Raw genomic sequence first — 21,260 nt, forward strand, 5'->3', positions numbered from 1 at the left:
GCTTTTGTCGCCTCTCCTCGTAGGATAATTCGGAAATTCGGAAGTAACACCCTCAAAATAACACTCCAAACCAAAGTAAAATTCTGCAGTTACCACCTATATGAGATTTGACGACAGACACACTGGAGAACAGGCCTGTGGTAGCACAGGCTATCGCGTTCATTTCTTTCAGCTATATTTACGCGGTACAGCGAGATTAGCTGGAATTTTCACGGAGGAATCTTATGCAAAGAGATGATCCTGCAATTGCGGAGGCCATTGTCGTACATGCAGAAACACTCTGTGAGCGTGAGCCCCATCTATGGGATGTTATTGGTCAGCTCAGTATCCCGGTCGGTGACTTGACTGACACTCGCAATCAAAACAAGGTCACATTCGAGACTGAGTCGCTTGTTCGGGCGTTCCTTTATCAGCGGGTGAAAGGACTATCACAAAACGAACTCGCCGATCGTCTCAATTCACGCCCGTCCCTGGTCAAAACCTGTGGGTTCGATATTCGGAAACTCGATAACGCACCAAAACAGGGAACGATCAACCATGCGTGGCGGCAGTTCAGTGAAGGGACACAGGAGATAATCAAGGCCGCTGCAAAGGGGATCGCACAGGTCGCTGTCGAGAACGACGTGATCGCTGAATCTCTCGTTGCTACAGACCCCTCGAAGGAGGACGAAGACGAACAGACAGAGGGGGAAGCACACAGACAGAAAACGACCAAGACGATCAAGCTCGCTCGCCATCACGCTTTTCCAGAGTTCGAGAGTGGACGGGCAATCAACAGAACCTATGAGGATGAAGAAATCCTTGAAATGTTCGCACGTGCCTGCGCTTACCGTGGGAGTGCCAATTCTGAAGGAGAGTACGGCTGGTTGACTAACGACGACCAGACAGCCCACGGCTCGACGATCCTGCGTGTGATTAAGCAGTTTGCTACCCCCAGCGACGAGGACGCACAACTGACGATCGATGACCTCCTGCAAAACGACAATATGCCGGAGGTTAATGCGATCAGAGACGAACTGATGGAATCATTCGATGGTGCTGTCGACAATATCATTTCGTCAATTCAGGGGGCAGGACCGTTCAACGACCGCAAAAAGACCGCCGCAATCGACATCACTCACGAAGAAGTGTCCATCTCGCCGTGGGAAAACAAGGACGAAGGAATCACTCGGCCTGATTTTCCTCGGATGGTCAGCGGGTACAAGAAAGACAACGACTACAAGCGAGGATACAAGTACGCCACCATCACTCTTGCTGGGGATTTAGCACCGATCATTCTGGGCGTTGAACCAGTAAAAGAGAACTCGAAGTGGGAAGACGACGACGCACCCTCGTACTCGAAAGCCGATATCGTAGAGCGACTGTTAGCCAAGGCCGAACGGTACGTAGATCTCGATGAAGTGTACTTAGATCGCGGATTCCACAGTAAGGGAGTCTACGCGGCTATCGAGAACCGAGATATCATCTACACTGCTCCGGTCCCGAAGTACCAGGACGATCTGGATACGATCAAGGACATCAAAGAGCATCCGGACGCCGATGCAGCTGTCAAACACAACGTCCCGGTCGGGTACAACGGTGAGGTCCACCACACAGCTGAATATCTCTATGTTCCAAGCACGAGCGATGATGCAGATGGCAAATACGCTGTATTCACGACTAACCGAGACGACGTAGGAACAGAAGAAATCGCGCCGATCTGCAACAACTACAGTCGACGGTGGGAGATCGAAAACCAGTACAAGTCCATAGAAGAGTTCCTGCCGAAAACGTCCTCGATGGACTACCGGGTTCGATTCACGAATTTCGTGTTGGCCGCGTTGCTCTACAACCTGTGGCGGCTGACGGACTATCTGATCAAAATAGCACGGGAGCAACCGATCCGATCACCACCGGTAGTGGGCGTTAAGACATTCGTGAGGGCTATCGGCGAGTTCCTCAGAGAGATAGATTAACGTAGATTCGCTTCTTCGGGGTCGCATAACTGGTAGTCGCAACACTGTGCAGTAACCCGATTTTTCGGTCTCATTTATCGGTTAGCTAACCTAATTCCGAGTAGATCGCTGTATTTTTTTCGGTTACTTATTTTCATGGCTATAAGTATATATTATATCTGAACATCTACCCAATGTCGTTAGTAGCACCCCCCATCTACCGATTGTCTGGTTCCAGCTTATCTGAACACTACCTTGTAACACGACCAAAACATTATCCCGAAATAAGTTGTCTACCGATGTACGGTTGGGTATTGGCCGGACGGTGACGTCGACGACGCACGTCCGGAACGTCTGGGCATCTCCCAACGGTGATTCAACATGAAACTGGAAGACAAACGAATCGCCATGTTGGTCGGACCGGGATTCGAGGACTTAGAGTTCTGGGCCGTCTACATGCGCATGGAAGAAGAAGGGGCACAGATCGATGTCGTCGGCACCGAAGCCGGCGTGGAGTATACGGGCAAGAGCGGCGGGCTCACCGCCGAGAGCGAACTCACAGCCGAGGCGGTCGACCCGGCGGCGGTCGACGCGGTCTTGGTCCCCGGCGGTTGGACGCCCGACAAGATTCGCCGCGACCAGTCGGTGCTCGACCTCGTCCGGGACGTCTATGAGGACGACAAGATCATCGGGCTGATCTGTCACGCCGGGCTGGTCGGCATTTCAGCCGGCATCGTCGAGGGCTCGGATGCGACGGGGTCGCTCGGTATCAAAGACGACCTTGTCAACGCCGGGGCGAATTGGGTCGACGAACCGGCGTTCCGCGACGGCAACATCGTCTGGGGACGCGTCGTCAAGGACATCCCCGATTACTGCCGCGTCCTGGTGGATGCGCTGGCCGAGAACGACGCCTAGGAACCCGTCGCTGCCGACTCTGGGCCCAGAATTCAACACACCCGCTGAAGCTAACTCTCATCTACTGCATTCTATTCGACCCGATTTTAATTGCTGAGAAGTATACAACAAACCCATCTTCCGGGGTTGTGGCTACTCTCGTCTGCGAGGAGACGAAGACCCAAGAGTGTGAACAGTGGTATTCGTTGAGGAAAGTCGCTGAGTACTCACGTCGGACCAACAGTTATCCCTGACAATCGTTGAGATGAGCTATGGAACTCTCAGTTGTTGATCTCTCTCCGGTTCCCGACAAAGGAACTGCGACCGACGCCTATTCGAACACGGTCGCGGCTGCACAGCAGGCCGAACGCCTCGGATACACGCGGTTCTGGGTTGCCGAACACCATGGGATGGCTCGTTCCCTCGCTGGAACGACTCCCGAGGTGCTGCTCGGTCACCTCGCTGCCGAAACTGAGTCGATCCGGCTCGGATCGGGGGCCGTCCTGCTCAATCACTACAGCCCATTTAAAGTCGCAGAACAGTTCGGGACGTTGGATGGACTCGCACCGGGCCGCATCGACGCCGGACTGGGTCGAGCCAACGGCTCACCGGCCGTCGACCGTGCGCTTGGCACCGACCGACGCGTTGAGAACCCCGACAAGGACCACGCCGAGAAGATCACAGCGGTCATCAACCACCTCTACGATAGCTATCCGGATGAACACCCCTACAGCGAGGTAACGGTTCCACGCTCGGGCGCGGAGCGACCGAGGCCGTGGACGCTCGGATCGAGTCCATCGAGCGCAGCGCTTGCGGCCGAACTCGGTGTGCCCTACTGTTTTGCGGCGTTCATTCGACCTCAGTTCGCCACGCGAGCCTTCGAGGAGTACCACGACAAATTCCAGCCGTCACAACAGCCGGGAAAAATCGACGAGCCACAGGGGATGATCGCGGTCAATGCAGTCTGTGCGGAGACCGATCAGAAGGCGGCGCGGCTTCGCGCCTCGGCCGAGGCCTCGTTCAAGCGGATGCAACGGGGAGTCGTCGGCACCGTGCCGTCGGTCGACGAGAGTATCGACGAACTCGGTTCGGTCCCCGAGCCGACGCCGGCAACGCTCGATGCTGACGAGTGGCCGCGAGCGATCTCCGGGAGTCCGGAAACGCTCGCTGGCCTGCTCGAACAACTCACAGACCGTGTGGGTGTCGACGAAGTAATGATACAGCATGTCATCGCCGACCACGACGATGCGCTCCGCTCACACGAACTCTTGGCGGAGGGCGTCGGACTCACAGCCCGCTAACGGAATCAACGCCAGCCGCGCTCAGCACCACCAGCAATCATTTCCGGATGGCGTGGTAACTCGTGGTATGGGAGACGATGCCGTCGACAGTGTTCGTGTCTGGCTGGTCGAGCGAACCTACTCCGACGACGAGCAGAACCTAATCATTCTCACGTACGCGACGCCCGAAGGCGACCGGTACTACCGCAAAGAGCGGGCACTCACCTCGTTCGGCGATGTTCGAGACACCACGGCAGCCGTCGCGGTCGACCCCGGAAATCTTGGAACGGTCGACGACGTCGACCAACAGGAGCAGTACGCGACCGAAGCCCAGCGGATGCGAGAAGTTCACGAATCGAGTGACGTAATCTGAAAAACGCTCGCAGGGTCGACGATCAGATGAGACCGCTACCGGCCATCAGGAACAGCGCGGTGGCGATGATTGCGAACAGAATCCCGACAGCGTGTTTGATCGTCCCAGTGTCGAGAGCGTTGGCGACGAAGGGGGCGATCTGACCGCCAGTTGCGGCTGCGGGGACGGTCCAGACGACCATGTTCCACGGCGTCGACGCCAGATCCATCGTGTGGCCGCCGACAAGTCCCCCGCCGAAAACGTGAACCAACGAAGCTAGGATCGCGGTGGTGGCGACGACGATATGGTTCGTTCCGATAGCGATCCGAACTGGAACCGAGGTCCGGAGCATCGAAATAATCCCCAGCTCACCGATACCGAAGCCAGCCAGTCCCTGAAACACCCCACCGATGCTGTAGTTCCCGAATCGTTCGAGATAGCCACCACGAGTGTAGGAGTAGGTGTTTCCGGTGCGGTCGACACGCGTGACGACGCCATCGTCGTCGGTCGAGACACCCGCCGCGCCGGGTTTGGCGCTGTCGTCGGGAAGGTCGGGACCGCCATCGGCTTCGACGGCGACACCGCCGCTGGCTTCGGAGTCGCTGTCGGCCGGTTCGTCGTGGCTGAGATCGATTTTAAACAGGAGCGCCGCGGAGGCAAGCAGCGCAATGGCGAGCAGGAGCTGGAAGATCGGCTCGGGAATAACAAACGAAAGCAGTGCCCCACCCACGACGAACGGGATCGAACCACCGACGAGCGTGGCTGCCAGTCGACGGTCGACCAGTCCATGCTGGATGAACGCCAGCGACGAACTCGACAACCCGAACGACTCGCTGATAAGGCCGATCTTGACGATTGTTGCCGGGTCAAGCTCGAAGGCCAACAGCGGGAAGATGAAGATCAGATACGGGACGAACAGCGCCGAACCACTGATCCCCACGGTATTGACGATGGTTGCCCCGAGCAGGAAAAACGGGAACAGCCACCAGAACTTCAGCCAGTAGCCAGCGTCCGCATCCGCTGGAGTCGGCGCGCCGAAGTATACGCCCACAATGAACAGAATGGGTGCCAGAAAAACGAACACGTGTTGATAGTCCAAGAACGTCCGCTGGAGTCGACCGGACCACGAAAGCGAACTCATTGAATTGTAGCCCCCTTTTTCGGAGTTCGATAATAAATATTTCCGTTTGTGAAAAACAAAGGCAAGAATCATTATGAAATAGTGAATCCGAAAAAACAAGTCCAGTTGGCCAGACACAGCTGTGGAGACGAGAGAAACGTCGTAACTGATCCTAATATTTATTACATACGCAATGGTATATACTACCACGATGAGCGTCGACAACAGAAATCTCGGCGACGCACAGTCCGAGCGGAGGACGCTCGATGACGAGTACGCAGGCCTCGGCGGCCGTCTGAAGCGGTATTTCGACACGTGGTCGCGGCTGTACATCAAACAGCAAGTCGAGGCCCGAACTGGCCGCCAACGCTGAGGTAGCCTCTTTTTATTCGGCTCCGACTGCCGTCGACCGTGGTATTAACTCACAACCACCCGTAGCAGGGGTATGGCTCGCCGAAGCGTGCTGTTTTCACCGGGCGATCAACCCGACAAACTCGACACCGCCGCCGCCTCGGCTGCGGATATGATCGTTTTCGATCTGGAGGACGGTGTTGCGCCGGATCGGAAACAGCAGGCCAGAACAGCGGTCGTCGACGCACTCGGTGTCGACACCACAAGCGAGATCTGTGTCCGAGTGAATCCAGTCGGCGCTGGTGGAGCGACTGATCTCGCCGCGCTTGCGGACGCACCCACCCCGGACAGCCTCATGCTTCCGAAGGTGTCGGGTCCGGACGAGATAGCGACCGTAAGTCAGCTCTGTGCGGAGTACGATATCGACTGCCCGGTTGTCGCACTGATCGAAACAGCCGCGGGCGTGCTCGCAGCAGGCGAGATTGCAGCGGTCGACCGAAGTGACGGGCTGATTTTCGGTGCCGAGGATCTGGCCGCAGACATCGGTGCGACCCGAACCGACGAGGGGAGCGAAGTAGCCTACGCCCGCCAGCAGGTCGTCCTCGCGGCACGGGCCCACCGCGTCGACGCCATCGACACGCATTATCCGGAGATCAGCGACGAAGCGGGACTCCGGGCCGAAACCGAACAGGCCCGTCGACTGGGGTACGACGGCAAAATGGCGATGCATCCCCGGCAGGTCGAGATCATCAACGAGGCGTTTCGACCCACCGACGAGGAACTGGCGTGGGCGCGGCGTGTGCTCGAAGCGGTCGACGAGCAGGGACAGGGCGTCATTTCGGTCGACGGCGAGATGATCGATTCACCCCAACGCAGACAGGCCGAACGGATCGTCGACCTCGCGGCTGCGGCTGAGGATGTTGGCGACCAGTAATCCTCAGGTGTCGAGTTCGAGCGTGACGCGGTCGGCCTCAATATCTTCGAGGAACGCGCCGTAGCCGCCGACGGTGTAGGTCTGGCCGTCGGCTTCGACTGTCAGACTGTGTTCGACCGGAAACGAGTTGTTGGTTGGCTCGATCAGGCCTTGGGTGACGTCGACGATCCGGCAATCGATGTCGACGCGCTCGTTGTCGGCGGTGGTGCGGCCCTCGATGGTGGCTCGGAGGTCGGCGTCGGCCCGGAGCCAGAGGGTCGCCTGAAAGATGATGTGCCAGAAGTTCTCGGCGGTCACCGGGAGTTCGACCGGATCGGTGACCGCCGCCTCGCGGCCGACTGGCCAGTAGTTGCCGAAAAAGGAGGCGACGACGACCGGCCCGAGATGTTCCTGGGCGAAGACAATCGCCTGGGTATCGCTGTGGGCACTCGCTACCATCTCGATGGGGGCGATAACGCCGACCCGCCGGTCGACGGTCAACATCGCGGGCATCGTTTCGCTCCAGACACGGGTGACACTGGCGAGGTGAGTCAACTCCGGGGGGAGTTCGACAGTGCCTGAAACCAGCAGGACGACCAGCACGCCGCGGTCTCTGGCCGCCTGCAGAGCATCGTCGACCTCATCGATAACAGCAAGCGGAATCGAAAGCGTGAGTTCCTCGTCGGCGTCGTCGATAAACGCCCGGATTCGTTTCAGGACCGTGACGCGGCTTTTGACGATTTCGAAATGGTCAGCGGAGGGTTCGGTACGGGTGTAGCGGGCTTCGAGGGCTGGCTGCATCGACTTGGCATCTCGCACGAGTTCGTCGATCACCGTCTCGGGGGGCAACGCGTGGATTGTCGTCGGAACGACGTGGTCGGTAACCTCGACAAAGCCGCGATCCGCAAGGGTTTCACTGACGCTGTAGACGTACCGTTTCGAGACGCCCGCGACGTCGGCGATGGTGCTGGCCGTTGCTTCGCCGTATTCCAACAGCGTGAGGTAGGTGTCGACCTCCTTTTCGGAGAGGCCGAACCGACGCAGATTGGCCCGAAGCGTAGCGTCGTCCATACTGTCACTGCTCAGGGGAGATACTTAAAACGGGGGACGGAATCGGCCGACGACAGTCCACCATTAGCGTGCCCGGCAGATCACGACATCGTCGACGAGAAGGGAGGTATCGCGCTCACCCTCGGTGTCGGTCGACGCCTTTGGATAGCGTTTTTTAAGCGGCTGAGTTGTCCGAAGATCAGTCTCGCTGACGGGCTCGGGGAGGCTGACCGCCTGTGGTTCGTCGGCAAAGTTGCAGACGACAAGCAATCGATCCGTGCCGTCATCGCGGGCGAAGGCGACGACTTGCTCAGCAGCGTCCACGTCGGCGTCGGGTTCGCTGTCGGAACTGCCCTCGTCATCAGCCACAGGATCGCTGTCGACTGTCTCGTCGTCAGTAACCTCCTCTCGACTGTCGGCGACAGTAACCGACAGTGGTTCGACAGCGCCGTGTTTGAGGACGGGATACTCGCGGCGGAGCGTCGACAGCGACCGGTGGAAATCGGTCAACTCGGCGTCGCCGTCGTGCCATTTCATCGGGCCACGCTGCTCGGTCATCCCACGCTCTTGGCCGTAGTAGATCATCGGTGCGCCGGGGAGCGTGAATGTGGCCGCGACTGCCGCCCGAAGTGCGCGCTGGCTGCACTCGTCGAGATACCGCTCCTCGTCGTGGTTTTCGATGTAGCGGAGATGGACCGCCGACTCGGGGAACCCCTGCCAGACGGCGTCGTTCAGTGCCTGAAAGATCTTCGTCGCCGGTGCCTCGCCGTGGCCGATCTCGCGGAGCGTGCCGTAGAGCGCGGTGTCGTAATGCATGTGAAACTCCGCCTCGTGGTAGTGGGGGTCCCGTGGAATCGTCTCATCGAGGAGGAGGAAGTCGTCGGGCACGCGCTCGCGGACCTCCTTCCAGAAACTGTGGGGGACGCCCCACGCCACGTCACAGCGGAACCCGTCGACCACGTCGGCCCACTCGTCGACGACATCGAGCATCCACCGCCGAACCGCGAGCGATCCGTAGTTGAGGTTCGGAATCCGCTGCCAGTTGAAGTAGAACTCCGGGGCGTCGTCGCCCGCCCAGTCGACGCCCGTCCCGTCCCACGATTTGGGGACGCGCTTATAATAGTCGTCGTAGCGGTCGACGCCGCCAGCGTGGAGTTGGTACACCGAGTGGTCCCGCGAGGTGTGGTTGATGACGAGATCGAAGACGACCCTGATTCCGGCCTCGTGGCATGTGTCGACAAGGGACTCGAAGGCCTCGCGGCTCCCCAGATCGTCGGCGGTCTCGAAGTAGTCGGTGATGTGGTAGCCGTGGTCGGTCGGGCTTGCGAGCACCGGGGTGAGCCACAGCACGTCGACGGCCAGCGAGTTGAGATACTCGACTCGGCGTTCGATCTCTTCGAACGTGGTCGGTAGCGTCTCGCCAGTAAACGAGCGAACGAAGATTTCGTAGACGGTCGGCGACTCGGCCCACGCTGGCGGATCGTTTGGTCGCTCGATGGAGAGGGCGTCATCAGTGTGGTGAACCGTGAGCGTATCCGAAACCGACCGACGCTCGCCGACCGCGACAGCGTGTATGCGGAGCGTTTCGGGGACTGATTCGACCGGTACCCGGAGCGTTCGGTCGTCGACTTCGACCACCGAGTCGGGCAGCCAGTCGCGGTCGTCGACGACGAAGTCGACAGCGAGGTCGTCGTCGCTGTTTTCCGTATCGGGGGCTGCGGTGGCAGTTGCAGTGACGACAAGCGTCTCGTCCTGAATCTCAGCATCGAGTCGACAGCGGGGGCGACCCGGTCCCGGCACTGTCACCGAGCCGTGGACCTGTTGTGTGAAATCATCGTTCACACAGAAGCCATAGCTGTGCGTGCCCGGCAGGAGGTCGAGGTCGACGACGAACCGGTCGTCTTCGCGTGTCGGTCGTGTTCGGCCAGCGACCTGCTTGTTGAAGGGACCGACCACCGACATCGAGTCGACCTCGGTGACTGACTCCGGGAGGTCACCGAACGGGAGTTCGAGGCGGGTGGTGTGGCGTTCGCTCGGGTAGGCTCGCACTGTCTGGAGGTGGGTTTCGTCTGGCGTTTCGAGTTCGAGTTGGTAGTGGCCCGGGGCGTTAGGTTCGAACTCGACTACAGGTCCATCGTCGACCGTGATGCTACTGTCGGCGGGGGCATCGAGCAGTGTCCACCTGTAGTCGGCGTCGGGGTCGGGCGACCGTGGGGCGAGTTCGACACTGTCGCCGACCGACACGAACCGTGGCGGACCTGGCGCGTCCATACCTCCCACCCGGAGGCCAACCGTCTTGACTGTTGTCGTTGGAAAAAACGTGTGAAAGAAAAATACACCAAGAATTAAGACAACGGAGGACAGGTAGATAGGTGTGCAACTACGTGACGCACTCGATGATTTTAAAGCGTCATCGGGGGATAAAACCCGTTTTCCGGGAGAACGACGGACAATTACTGGTCGTTTCTCCGGCAACGGCCGTCGACTCATTCACGTCGACGGGGGCAGTCTGCGGGACTTCGGCTATCCACTCTCCGGGCTTACTGGTATCGAGCGGTCGCGGTTCGGGCTTCGTGTCGACGGGACACCGTTCTGGTTCGACGAGATGGAGACGACCCAATCGTATCACGAGGCGACGACACTCGTCGAAACAATACACCGGACACCGTTCGGACCGGTCACACAGCTTGATCTCACCACGGGTGATGCCCACATCACCCGGTTCGACGTCGACGAGATCGAGACGGGAGAGAGCCATACAGAGATGATCGCTTACCTCTCGCTGGCGCCAGAGGGCCAAGACAGTCAAGTCGGCCAACTTCACCACGAAGACGTGATCGAGGTCTACCACCAGCGGGAACACGATTTCGTCAGCTCTACGACCGGGTTTACCGACGTTCGGGGCCAGATCCCGGTCGCCTTCGAGGACCTGATCGACGAGGAGCCGACGGAGTACCCGCGACCGGCCAGCGACCACCGCTACTCCGAGGACCGACTCAGCGGTGATCTGATCTGTTCGCTCCCGCTGTACGGGGAGTCGACGACACTGGTCACACTGCTCACGGATCGAACCGAAACCGAGCGTGAGGCGGCACTCGACCAGCTTGCGGACCTCCGCGAGGAGTTCAACAGTATCGAGGCCGTCGAGGCCGCCGCCGACGCAGCACTCCCGACGGCCGCACGCGAGGACCACTCCGAGACGCTGCGAGAGTCGGTCAGCGCCGACGTTCGCGTGCTGTCGCTGTTGACCGGACAGACGGGACTCCGGATCGCCGGGCCGAACTTCGACCCCTACTATCGGTACTCCGGCGGCTACGGCTACACCTGGTTCCGCGACGACGCAGAAATCTCGCGGTTCGTGCTCGAATCCGACCAGCACTTCGATCTCGGGCTCAGCCACTGGCACGCCCGCAGTGCGCGGGCCTACTGCGAGACCCAGCGGGATGACGGCAGCTGGCCGCATCGCGTGTGGCCCCACAACGGTGCCCTTGCGCCGGGATGGGCTAACGCCAAACTCGAAGCCGGAAATGACAACGATTATCAGGCCGACCAGACCGGCAGCGTCATCGCCTTCTTGGCGAACTTCTACGCCGCCGGTATCGAGGACGCTGACCTCGAAGCACAGGTCGTCGACACCCTCGAAGCCGCGCTCAAGAGTCTCGATGGGACCTTAGAACACGACGGTCGACCGATGGTCTGTCAGAACGCGTGGGAGGATTCCATCGGGCGGTTTACCCACACGACCGCAACCTTCCTCGAAGCCTACAGCGCGCTGGCCGCAACCGATCTCGCGGTCGCCGACCACGCCCACGAGCAGGCCAATCGCGTCTACGAAGCGATCAACCACCTCTGGGTAGATGACCGTGGCATCTTTGCCCTGCGCGAACACGGCGGCGGCGGACTGGACCGCCGGGCAGATTCGGCCACCCTCGCGCTGGTCGGTGCCCATCGGGCCTACGAAAAGATCGAAACGGTCGACGACTACCGACTCGACCAGCTGGATTCCCACACCCACACGATCATCAAGGCGCTGTGGCACGACCCCGAGGAGAGCGAGATTGCAGGCCTCTTCCGCAACGAGGGTGACGCCTGGCGACAGGCCCATCAGGATCATGAGAAGATCTGGACCGTGTCGACTGGCTGGGGTGCGAACGCCGCCGCCCAGTTGGGCGCGCTGCTGGCCGATCACGACGACGAGCGGGCGGTCGAGGCCGCCGCGCGAGCGCGTGAACTGCTTGAGCTTGTGCTGCCCGGTGGCGTGCTGTGTGAGGACACCAGCTACCTGCCCGAGCAGTTCTTCGACACCGGCGAGCCCGACAGCGCGACGCCACTTGGCTGGCCGCATGCGCTCCGACTGGCGACGGTTGCGTTGATGGACGAACGCGGCGTGCTGTATGCGGCGCACAAGATCGCCGCTGACTGAAGGCGGTCAGCTCCGTATTCGTAGTAATAAACAGCCGCAGTCAGCGTCGAACGGCTTTATTCGTCGGAATCAGGGTCCCATGAAATCCGTTTTGGGTCGACAATATAGAGCCTGCCGCCGGTCAGTATCAGGATAACACCGATTGCTGCGACGCCGAGGCCAAGGAGGAAGCCACCAAAGGAGGGTCCGAAGCCATCGACATAGGAGTCTATATAGATGCTATAGAGCGTGTCACCTTTCCAGATTGCGGTCTGGAACTGATTGACGAATGGGTCGTTCACCTGTGGACGATACCCACTGGCGTCTCCTGTGGAGTTGTCCAGCACGGCATCGACAGTTCGTTGTTCGCCGGTCGAGAGGTTCTCATAGTGAGGAGACTGCTCAGAGATTGTGGTAGCAACTGAGTCGAGCGATACGGACTCCGAACGGATAGTCGAACCGTTCTCCGCGACAGTGAGACGATAGTACACTGTGCTGGCAGCACTGTTTTGAATGAACTCGTTTTTATCAGTGATCTCCTGAAGATCTGCACGGACGTTGTCATCCGGAACGGTGGCAGAGCCGTTCTTCATTGCCGACCTCAGCACGTCACGAGTGGTGCTGGGCGAGCGATACTCATCCTCGTGGTACCGTGGCTTAAGTATCGTATCGACGAGCGTAATGTCGGTACTGTGTCGGTCGACGAACTGATTTCGATCCGATTCGTTACTGAGATTGATCGATTCGGCAACGTATACTTGGGAGGTCTGCGGAGGTGGAGTCGTAGCTTCTGCTGCCCAAATTAAGTACTGCGGTGCTGGGAGAGGGTGTCATAGAAAGCGTCACACACGAAGACGCAGGATGTTGGAACTGTGTCTACGAGCGCCAGCATCCTGCAAGAGGAGACTTCTATCGACGAGTTCTTCAATGTAATGGCGACCGAGACGCTCGCGTTGTTCGAGCATCTTGAGTTCGACTTTCTCGAAGAATTCGATGTGTTCGCCCCCGCTCGCCGGGGGCGAACACGAGATCATCACCCACCAGCACTCTTCCGAGCGTTCCTGCACTGCTACTACAAGAACGTCTACGGCATCCGTCCAGTCACGCGAGAACTCCAGAACACGGTCGTCTGGCTCAGCTGTGGCTTCGATCGACCGCCGTCGAGAGACGCGGTCGATCGCTTCCTCACCGACCTCGAACACGTCGTCGACGAGGTCTTCGACCGCCTCGTCGAGCAGGCCGCCTGCCGCGGCCTGCTCGACTTGACCTACTCCATCGATTCCACCGACGTGAGGACGATGCCCGCCGACCAAGACGCGTCGAAAGGCTACGATCCAACCGCCGAAGAGTACTACCACGGCTACGGCTGTACGATCGTCTCGACCGGGCAAAAGATCCCGATTGCCGCGGAGTTCACCGAGAGCAAGCAAGCGCCAGAGGAGACGGCGATGCGCGTCACGTGTGACGCGCTCGCCGTCGAGAAACCGATCTGGATGCTTGGAGACAGCGCCTACGACACGCTCGGCTGGCACGACCACCTGCTGGCCGCAGGGGTCGTGCCAGTCGCTCCGTACAACGCACGAAACACCGACGATCCGAAAGACATCGAGTACAGGGTCGAAGCCCGCATCGACGAACACAGCGAGGACGTTCAGCTGAAGCAATCGACGCTAGACGAGACGTACAACCGCCGGAGTGGAGTCGAACGAACCAACGACGCCGTCAAGGACTGCGGCCTCGGGCACGTTCGCGCCCGAGGCCGCGTCCACGCACGAGCACAAGTGTTCCTCGCGCTGTGCCTTCGTCTCGTTATTGCGATCACCAACGACGAACGCGGAGACAATCCAGGAAGCACCGTCATCACGCTATGAGAACTATTCTATGACACCCTCACTGCGGTGCTGGGAGACAAAGCACCCCGACGACGATGAGTAGGAGAGCGACTCGGCGGCGATCCATCAATTGAATGTTCCTATTTTCACAGTAAGTGTCTTTTGCTATCAAATCAAAAACAGGATGGAAAATATGTCAGCAGAATTAACTTCATTTCAAAAATACTGCGCATTCTACCTGTTCAGAACTGCTTTCGACCCTCCCCATGCCACACCATCTCGCACCACCACCAACCCGAAGCCATTAAACAGGTCTCGGCAGTAGACACGCCAACTCGCTGGAGACGGGCCACCAGTGGGCACCCGGTTCGCCGGGACGAAATGTGGTCGGGATTTCCGACTGAATCGCAAGCGCCCGAGGACAACAATGGCAAAAAGCGCATACTCTCATATCCGAGACGCATGGAAGAACCCCGGCGAGGGCAAGCTCGCCGAACTGCAGTGGCAGCGAAAACAGGAGTGGCGGAATCAGGGCGCAATCGAGCGCGTCGACCGCCCAACTCGCCTCGACAAGGCCCGCTCGCAGGGCTACAAAGCAAAACAGGGCATCGTCGTGGCCCGCGTGTCGGTCCGGAAAGGAAACGCACGCAAAGTGCGCCACAAAGCCGGTCGACGCTCGAAACGACAGGGTGTCAACCGCATCGGTCGACGGAAGTCGATCCAGCGCATCGGTGAGGAGCGAGCCTCCCGCAAGTTCCCCAATCTTCGAGTTCTTAACTCCTACTGGGTCGGGGAAGACGGCTCGCAGAAATGGCACGAAGTGATCCTCGTCGACCCCGAGCATCCCGCCATCGAGAACGACGACGATCTCAACTGGATCTGTGAATCCCAGCACAAGGGCCGCGCGTTCCGTGGTCTCACCGGCGCTGGCGACAAAGGCCGTGGCATGCAGAAACGCGGTAAGGGCACCGAACACGCCCGACCGAGCGTCAACAGCGACCGTAACCGCAGCAAGTAACTGACGCGGCATCCGGTCGACCCTTTTATTCCGTTCCGAACCGCGAGCCGCCGCACTGGCTTGTGTCGATTCCCACGGAGTAGTAATCGGCGCGGCGGTTCATGTGGTGAGATACTAAATGGTTACTTGTTATGTCACTGTTGGATACCTACGAGGCAGTTCTCTGGGGGACGATGGACAGCCTCGGCATCACTGACTCGCTCCGGCGGAAACTGTTGGCGGCGGTCGCCATCCAGTTCGGCGTCGCCATCGGGCTGTTCGTCCTGCCGTTCGTCGTCGCGGGGACCGCCCTACGAGTCGTTCAGGGTGTTATTTTCATCGGCGCGATAGTGGCGTTCGTCAACACCGTGTTGATCATCCAGCAGGACCTCATCGAGCCGCTGGCGAGGATCGAAACCGCGGCGGGTCGGATCGCCGAGGGCCACGTCGACACCGAACCGGTTGTCGTCGAGCAAAGCGACGAGGTGGGCGATCTCGCGGCCTCCTTCGGCGACCTACAGATCTATCTCGCCACAGTCGCCGCGCAGGCCGACGCGCTGGCCGACCAAGAGTTCGATAACGAGGCGCTGGCGGAGCCAGTGCCCGGTCCGTTCGGCGACTCGCTGGCTCGAATGGCCGACAACCTCGAAACCCATACCCGGGAACTCGAAGCCCGCTCCGAACGACTCACCCGACTCGTCGATGCTTTCGAAACCTCGACGACTGCCGCCATCGACGGCGATCTGACCGCGACTATCGATCCCACAGTCGTCGACGACAGCGAGGAACGCTACACGGTCGTTGTCGACCGCTACAACGAGCTGCTTCGGACGCTCCAGGACTCCATCGGCGAGACAGCCCAGTTCGCCGCTGCCGTCAGGGAGTCGACCGAGGCCGTCGACGAGAGCACGACGGAACTCGATCAAGCGGGGTCGGAGATCGCCGCGGCGACCGACGAAATCGCTGCCGGAGCCGACGAGCAACGCGACCAGCTACAGACCGCCGTCTCGGAGGTCAACACGCTGTCAGCGACCGTCGAGGAGATCGCTTCCTCGGCCGAAGAGGTGAGCCGAACCGCCGAAACAGCCAGCGAGGCCGCGACGACCGGACGGAAAGAGGCCACCGAGACTGCGGCGGAACTCTCGACCATCGAGACAGAGATTGCCGAGGTGGCCGACTCGGTCGACGCCTTGGTCGAGCGGATCGACGAGGTCGACGAGATCGTCACCGTCATCAGCGAGATCGCCGAGCAGACCAACCTCTTGGCCCTGAACGCCTCCATCGAGGCCGCCCGCGTCAGCGACGGCGGCGAGGGGTTCGCCGTGGTCGCCGAGGAGGTCAAATCGCTGGCCGAGGAGACCCGGAGCGCGGCCACCGATATCGCCGACCGCCTGGAGGACATCCAACAGCAGTCCGACCGGACGATTGCGGATGTGGAGTCAGCACGGGACCGAGTCGGCGAAAGTACCGACGCGGTCGAACGCTCGCTGGGACAGTTCGATGAGATCGCCGAGATCGTCACCGACCTCAGCGACAGCATTTACGAAATCAGCGACGCCACCGACCAGCAGGCCGCGTCCGCCGAAGACGTCGCCGCGATTGTCGACGACGTGGCGGCGATCAGCGATGCGACCGCCGCCGACGCGTCGGATGCCGCCGCCGCGGCCGAGGAACAGACCACCTCGCTGTCGACGGTCGCCGACACGGTCTCGGGACTGGCCGACGAGGCCACCGAACTCGAAGCCCAACTCGACGCCTTCGAGATCGAGGCCAATGGGGTGACCACCCAACAGGATCGCAGTGAGCAGTCGGACCAACTCGATCAGTCCGATCAGTCCGATCAGTCCGATCAGGCCGATCAACTCGGTCAGTCCGATCAGGCCGATCAACTCGGTCAGTCCGATCAGGCCGATCAACTCGGTCAGTCCGATCAGTCCGATCAGTCCGATCAACTCGGTCAGTCCATCGAGACTGACCGGGCAGAGCAGCTCGACCAGCCCGACGACTCGGAGGAGGCGGCGGCACTCGATGAGCCAGTGAAGATCACCGTCGAGTAGCTCGACCGACCGTCGACCACATTCTTATTCGCGCTGGTGCCAAAAGGGGAGATATGAGCCTCTCACTCGATGCGACCCAGTTGGACCGCTACTCGCGGCACATTATTATGGACGAGATCGGTCCCGAGGGGCAGGCCAAGCTGTTGGAGAGCCGTGTCTTAGTCGTCGGTGCCGGTGGCCTCGGTGCGCCCGTCATTCAGTATCTCGCTGCGGCGGGTGTCGGTACGATTGGCATCGTCGACGACGACACCGTCGAACGCTCGAACCTCCAGCGACAGGTGATCCACGCAGACGGCGACGTGGGAACGCCGAAAGTCGACAGTGCGGCCGATTTTATATCTGACCTCAATCCCGATATCACGGTCGAGACCCACGAGGTGCGGCTCTCGAAGTCAAACGCCGAGGGGATAATCGCAGGCTACGATCTGGTCGTCGACGCCTCCGATAACTTCCCGACGCGGTATCTCGTGAATGACGTCTGTCGACTGGCCGGGATTCCAGTGGCCCACGGCGCTATTTATAAGTTCGAGGGGCAAGTCACCAGCCTTGTTCCTGAGGGACCCTGCTACCGGTGTCTGTTCCCCGAGGCTCCCGAACCGGGGACCGTGCCGGACTGTGCAACGACTGGCGTGCTTGGCGTGTTGCCGGGAACCGTCGGCTGTCTGCAGGCGACCGAAGCGGTGAAACTGCTGTTAGATCTGGGTGAGCCACTGGTCGGCACGATGCTGTGTTACGACGCGATGGATCTCTCTTTTGAGCGAGTACCCTACCAATCGCGGGTCGACTGCCCGGTCTGCGGCGACGATCCAATCGAGTCAATCGAGGGCATCGAGTACAGTGAGAGTTGTGCGATTAACACTGAGAGCGTCGACTCGAACATGTCACAGTAAGAAACTGAGATGGGCATTTTCAAGTATTCGCCCAGTATTATCCCGGCATGGCCAAGATAAGCGTCGAAGTACCGGACGAGCTGTTGGAGGACCTCGACAGCCACGTCGGCGAGGGCAAGAAATTCGTTAACCGAAGCGAGGCGGTTCGGGCATCGATCAGGAAGACATTGGATCTGCTAGACGATATCGACACGCGGCGGGGTCGACTCGATGACGAATAACCTGCTGGCTCCCGGTGATTCAACCGAGCTACTCGCAGTCGGCCAAGTCACCCTCATCGGGCTGTTCGTCACTGCGCTGGTGACCGCCCAACTGACTGCCGCCAAACTGCTGGCAATCCCGCTGCCGGTGGCACTGCCGCAGATCGGCGCGGAGATCATCCTGCCGGGGGCGGCCCTCGCGTATGCACTGACGTTCTTCGCCTCGGACTGTTATGCCGAACTGTACGGTCGACGCGCCGCACAGGTGATGGTCAACATCGCGTTCGCGATGAATTTCGTCGTCCTCGTGTTGGTCTGGTCGACAATCCGTGCGCCCGCCGCCGATCCCACGTTCGCCGCGACGTTTGCCAGCGCGCTGGCTCCGAGTACGAACATCGTCCTCGGCAGTCTGCTGGCATATATCGTGAGTCAAAACTGGGACGTGTTCGTGTTCCACTGGATTCGGGACTACACCGCCGGGCAGTACCTCTGGCTCCGGAATATTGCGTCGACGGCGACCAGTCAGGCCATCGACACCGTGATTTTCGTCGGGGTTGCCTTCCTCATCGCACCCTCGGTGTTCGGCATCGGTGAGGCACTGCCGACGCAGGTGGTTATCAGCCTCGTCCTTGGCCAGTATCTGCTGAAACTCCTGATCGCGGTCGTCGACACCCCCTTTGTCTATCTGGTCGTCCGAACGCTGCGACCCAACGGCGTCGACCCCCAGAGCAGACACGTGACCGACGACTGAGTCTGAAGCATGGATCAATCAACCATTCGTCGACAGGGCAAACGACTGGCCGTCTGGCTCGGTGTTGGGCTCATCGTCCTCGCTGCACTCACAGTCGGCTATTTTGGGTCACCGTATCACGGATCATCGGAGAGCATCGCGACCGTCGAGGACGACCAGCGCGTGACGGTCGACCGAACTGACGAAGGGTACGTCCTCCAGCCAGTAGGTACCACGCCGGAGACGGGTGTCGTCTTCTATCCCGGCGGTCGCGTTCATCCGGATGCCTATGTGGGGTCGCTCGCGGCGCTGGCCCGAGACGCGAACGTAACGGTCGTGATTCCGAAGCAACCACTCAATCTCGCGATTGTCGACTACGGACTCGCCCAGAACGGCCTCGGAACCCATGCCGCCGACAGCGCGATGGCCGACCATCCGGACGTCGAGGCGTGGTACGTCGGCGGCCACTCACTCGGCGGGGCGATGGCCTGCCGGTATGCGGCGAACGCCGACGTAGAGGGGCTGTTACTGTATGGCTCGTACTGTGACGTCGACATCTCCGAGCGCGATCTCGCGGTGGTGAGTGTGACTGGCGATGCGGATACGGTGCTGAACAGGACAGCATACGAGCGGAATCGTGGGAATCTGCCAGCCTCAACGCGATTTGCAGACCTAGAGGGCGTGAATCACACGCAGTTCGGCGCATATACTGGGCAGGACGAGCCATCGGGGACCAGTTACGAGACGGCACACAGTCGACTGAATAGGGTTGTCGTGCCATGGTTGCAGAACGAAACAGCCGGTAGCTGAGACCGGGCAGCCAGAAGACTCAATTGAAGCAGCCACTTATAAATGAGATACTAATGGAGGCTGTAACTGTTGTGGCGATCTGTGGTAGTCTTCGAGAGACAAGCTACACCCGACTGGCGCTTGAGCAGGCACTGAATGCCGCCAGCGAGGCCGGTGCGGAGACTGAACTGATTGATCTTCGTGAGTGGGACCTCCCGCTGTTCGATCCGGACCATCGAAATCAGGGCGACGCTAGGAAACTCAAACAGGCCGTTGGCAACGCTGATGCGGTGTTGATGGGCACACCCGTCTATCACGGCATGGTGTCGTCAGCACTCAAAAGCGCATTCGACTATTTGGGGAAAAACGAGTTCGAGGGCACGACTGTCGGCCTGCTGGCGACGGCTGGCGGTGGCTCCTACGGACCCACGCTGGAACACTTGCGTACGGGCATCCGGACAGTCCACGGCTGGACGCTCCCCCACGAGGTCGGGATTCGGGGAGCGTCCAACGAGTTCGAGGACCGAGAGTTCGTCGACCCCGACTTAGAAGCCCACGTCCGAAAACTCGGCCGGATGTCGGTGGAGTACGCGCGGATCAGGCCACAGTCGCTGTGAGTTCCTTTTAAATAACGCTCCGGCGCACAGGGCGCAGAAGCCACTTAGGATCAGGCGTCGTACTGGTCAGCAATGGACGATACCTCGACCCACACGGAGCCAACAATCTATACGACGCCACGAACCGACATCTCGCAGAATCAGGGCAAGTTTCGGATCCATTTCAACTTCCCCGGTCGTGGCGTGCCGAACCACGAGGATCACGGCTACGGCCCGCTGTCGACGGTCGTCGAGTCGTTCATGGACCCTGGCACGCTGATCCGAATGCACCAACACAGAAACGAAGAGATCATCTCGTGGGTCCCAGCGGGCGTGATGCGTCACGAGGACCGACAGGGCAACAGTCTCGTCACGGACTCGAATCATCTGATGATCATGGGCGCTGGCAGCGGCTTCTGGCATAGCGAGGAAACCCTTGCCGACGACCCACCCCTCCGGATGCTCCAGATCTTCGTCCGGCCACACAGTCTCGACTTGGAGCCCGGTATTCAGCACGAGCCGATTCCCGAGTCGACGCCCAACGAATGGCGATACCTCTTCGGTCCCGAAGGCAGTGACGCACCCCTCTCGGTCCGAAACGAGGTCGACTTCTATGACTGTTGGCTCGACGAGGGGTCGACCGTCTCGATGCCCGCCCGGCCCGACTGGGATACCTATCTCTACGTATTTGAGGGCGACATCGTGACCGAGGACGAAGAAACGAGTATCGGATTCACCGAAAGTGTCGTTATAAAAGGTGACGGTGAGGTATCGGTGACAGCGACCGAGGACTCGATTCTGGTCGCCTTCTGTATTAATCCCGACGCCCCGATTACTCGTCAGGGGACGATTGGTCGGTGAGTGGTCGGTCGA

At 59.9% G+C, this 21,260-nt stretch carries 20 protein-coding genes; 16 read left to right on the forward strand and 4 right to left on the reverse strand.

From position 1 onward, the window contains the following. Positions 1–224 precede the first annotated feature (224 nt). The 4 genes from HALTADL_RS08180 (at position 225) to HALTADL_RS08195 (ending at position 4,481) form a co-directional block, all read left to right on the forward strand. Positions 225–1,955, forward strand: a complete 1,731-nt coding sequence (locus tag HALTADL_RS08180) for a transposase (RefSeq protein WP_089672680.1) — start codon at positions 225–227, stop codon at positions 1,953–1,955. A 360-nt stretch (positions 1,956–2,315) separates the two neighbouring features. Next, positions 2,316–2,849: a type 1 glutamine amidotransferase domain-containing protein gene (locus tag HALTADL_RS08185; protein WP_089672679.1), complete on the forward strand. Its 534-nt coding sequence runs from the start codon at positions 2,316–2,318 to the stop codon at positions 2,847–2,849. Positions 2,850–3,100: 251 nt separating this feature from the next. Further along, positions 3,101–4,129, forward strand: a complete 1,029-nt coding sequence (locus HALTADL_RS08190; protein ID WP_089672678.1) for an LLM class flavin-dependent oxidoreductase — start codon at positions 3,101–3,103, stop codon at positions 4,127–4,129. 67 nt (positions 4,130–4,196) lie between these two features. Next, positions 4,197–4,481 (forward strand): hypothetical protein, encoded by a 285-nt coding sequence (locus HALTADL_RS08195; RefSeq protein WP_089672677.1) that lies wholly within the window; start codon positions 4,197–4,199, stop codon positions 4,479–4,481. A gap of 22 nt (positions 4,482–4,503) precedes the next feature. Here the strand turns inward: HALTADL_RS08195 and HALTADL_RS08200 are convergent, their stop codons facing one another. Further along, positions 4,504–5,601 (reverse strand): sulfite exporter TauE/SafE family protein, encoded by a 1,098-nt coding sequence (locus tag HALTADL_RS08200; RefSeq protein ID WP_089672676.1) that lies wholly within the window; start codon positions 5,599–5,601, stop codon positions 4,504–4,506. Between the two features lie 190 nt (positions 5,602–5,791). Here HALTADL_RS08200 and HALTADL_RS17335 point away from each other — a divergent pair, with 190 nt between their 5' ends. Together HALTADL_RS17335 and HALTADL_RS08205 are read left to right on the forward strand one after the other, a co-directional pair. Continuing rightward, the gene (locus HALTADL_RS17335) at positions 5,792–5,953 is read left to right on the forward strand and encodes a hypothetical protein (RefSeq protein ID WP_162551700.1); all 162 of its coding nucleotides are present in this window, start codon (positions 5,792–5,794) and stop codon (positions 5,951–5,953) included. Between the two features lie 72 nt (positions 5,954–6,025). After that, positions 6,026–6,865, forward strand: coding sequence for an HpcH/HpaI aldolase/citrate lyase family protein (locus HALTADL_RS08205; protein ID WP_089672675.1), 840 nt, complete (start codon positions 6,026–6,028; stop codon positions 6,863–6,865). Positions 6,866–6,868: 3 nt separating this feature from the next. Here the strand turns inward: HALTADL_RS08205 and HALTADL_RS08210 are convergent, their stop codons facing one another. Continuing rightward, complete coding sequence (locus HALTADL_RS08210; protein ID WP_089672674.1) at positions 6,869–7,915, reverse strand: TrmB family transcriptional regulator; 1,047 nt, start codon at positions 7,913–7,915, stop codon at positions 6,869–6,871. 63 nt (positions 7,916–7,978) lie between these two features. Then, complete coding sequence (locus HALTADL_RS08215; RefSeq protein ID WP_089672673.1) at positions 7,979–10,165, reverse strand: alpha-amylase family glycosyl hydrolase; 2,187 nt, start codon at positions 10,163–10,165, stop codon at positions 7,979–7,981. A 103-nt stretch (positions 10,166–10,268) separates the two neighbouring features. Here HALTADL_RS08215 and HALTADL_RS08220 point away from each other — a divergent pair, with 103 nt between their 5' ends. Beyond that, entirely contained in the window at positions 10,269–12,317 is a 2,049-nt protein-coding gene (locus HALTADL_RS08220; protein WP_089672672.1) for a glycoside hydrolase family 15 protein, read from the forward strand. A gap of 56 nt (positions 12,318–12,373) precedes the next feature. On the opposite strand, the gene HALTADL_RS08225 is transcribed toward HALTADL_RS08220, so the two are convergent. After that, positions 12,374–12,889 (reverse strand): hypothetical protein, encoded by a 516-nt coding sequence (locus tag HALTADL_RS08225; RefSeq protein ID WP_089672671.1) that lies wholly within the window; start codon positions 12,887–12,889, stop codon positions 12,374–12,376. Between the two features lie 339 nt (positions 12,890–13,228). Between HALTADL_RS08225 and HALTADL_RS08230 the strand changes: the two genes are divergently transcribed. From HALTADL_RS08230 to HALTADL_RS08270, 9 genes are all read left to right on the forward strand, one after another. After that, complete coding sequence (locus HALTADL_RS08230; protein WP_015911568.1) at positions 13,229–14,167, forward strand: transposase; 939 nt, start codon at positions 13,229–13,231, stop codon at positions 14,165–14,167. Between the two features lie 388 nt (positions 14,168–14,555). After that, entirely contained in the window at positions 14,556–15,146 is a 591-nt protein-coding gene (locus HALTADL_RS08235; protein ID WP_089670763.1) for a 50S ribosomal protein L15e, read from the forward strand. 131 nt (positions 15,147–15,277) lie between these two features. Further along, positions 15,278–17,182 (forward strand): methyl-accepting chemotaxis protein, encoded by a 1,905-nt coding sequence (locus tag HALTADL_RS08240; protein ID WP_089670762.1) that lies wholly within the window; start codon positions 15,278–15,280, stop codon positions 17,180–17,182. A gap of 53 nt (positions 17,183–17,235) precedes the next feature. Beyond that, positions 17,236–18,072 (forward strand): SAMP-activating enzyme E1, encoded by an 837-nt coding sequence (gene ubaA / locus HALTADL_RS08245; RefSeq protein WP_089670761.1) that lies wholly within the window; start codon positions 17,236–17,238, stop codon positions 18,070–18,072. Between the two features lie 47 nt (positions 18,073–18,119). Then, positions 18,120–18,293, forward strand: coding sequence for a ribbon-helix-helix domain-containing protein (locus tag HALTADL_RS08250; RefSeq protein ID WP_089670760.1), 174 nt, complete (start codon positions 18,120–18,122; stop codon positions 18,291–18,293). Then, complete coding sequence (locus HALTADL_RS08255) at positions 18,283–19,023, forward strand: queuosine precursor transporter (protein ID WP_089670759.1); 741 nt, start codon at positions 18,283–18,285, stop codon at positions 19,021–19,023. Before HALTADL_RS08250 ends, HALTADL_RS08255 begins: the two co-directional genes overlap by 11 nt. A gap of 9 nt (positions 19,024–19,032) precedes the next feature. Then, a complete protein-coding gene (locus HALTADL_RS08260; RefSeq protein WP_089670758.1) occupies positions 19,033–19,812 on the forward strand; it encodes an alpha/beta hydrolase in 780 nt (259 codons plus the stop codon). Between the two features lie 53 nt (positions 19,813–19,865). Then, positions 19,866–20,408 (forward strand): NADPH-dependent FMN reductase, encoded by a 543-nt coding sequence (locus HALTADL_RS08265; RefSeq protein WP_089670757.1) that lies wholly within the window; start codon positions 19,866–19,868, stop codon positions 20,406–20,408. Positions 20,409–20,480: 72 nt separating this feature from the next. Next, positions 20,481–21,248 (forward strand): pirin family protein, encoded by a 768-nt coding sequence (locus HALTADL_RS08270; protein WP_089670756.1) that lies wholly within the window; start codon positions 20,481–20,483, stop codon positions 21,246–21,248. Positions 21,249–21,260 lie beyond the last annotated feature (12 nt).

Origin of the sequence: Halohasta litchfieldiae (assembly GCF_002788215.1) — an archaeon.
In the GTDB taxonomy this organism is placed as follows: domain Archaea; phylum Halobacteriota; class Halobacteria; order Halobacteriales; family Haloferacaceae; genus Halohasta; species Halohasta litchfieldiae.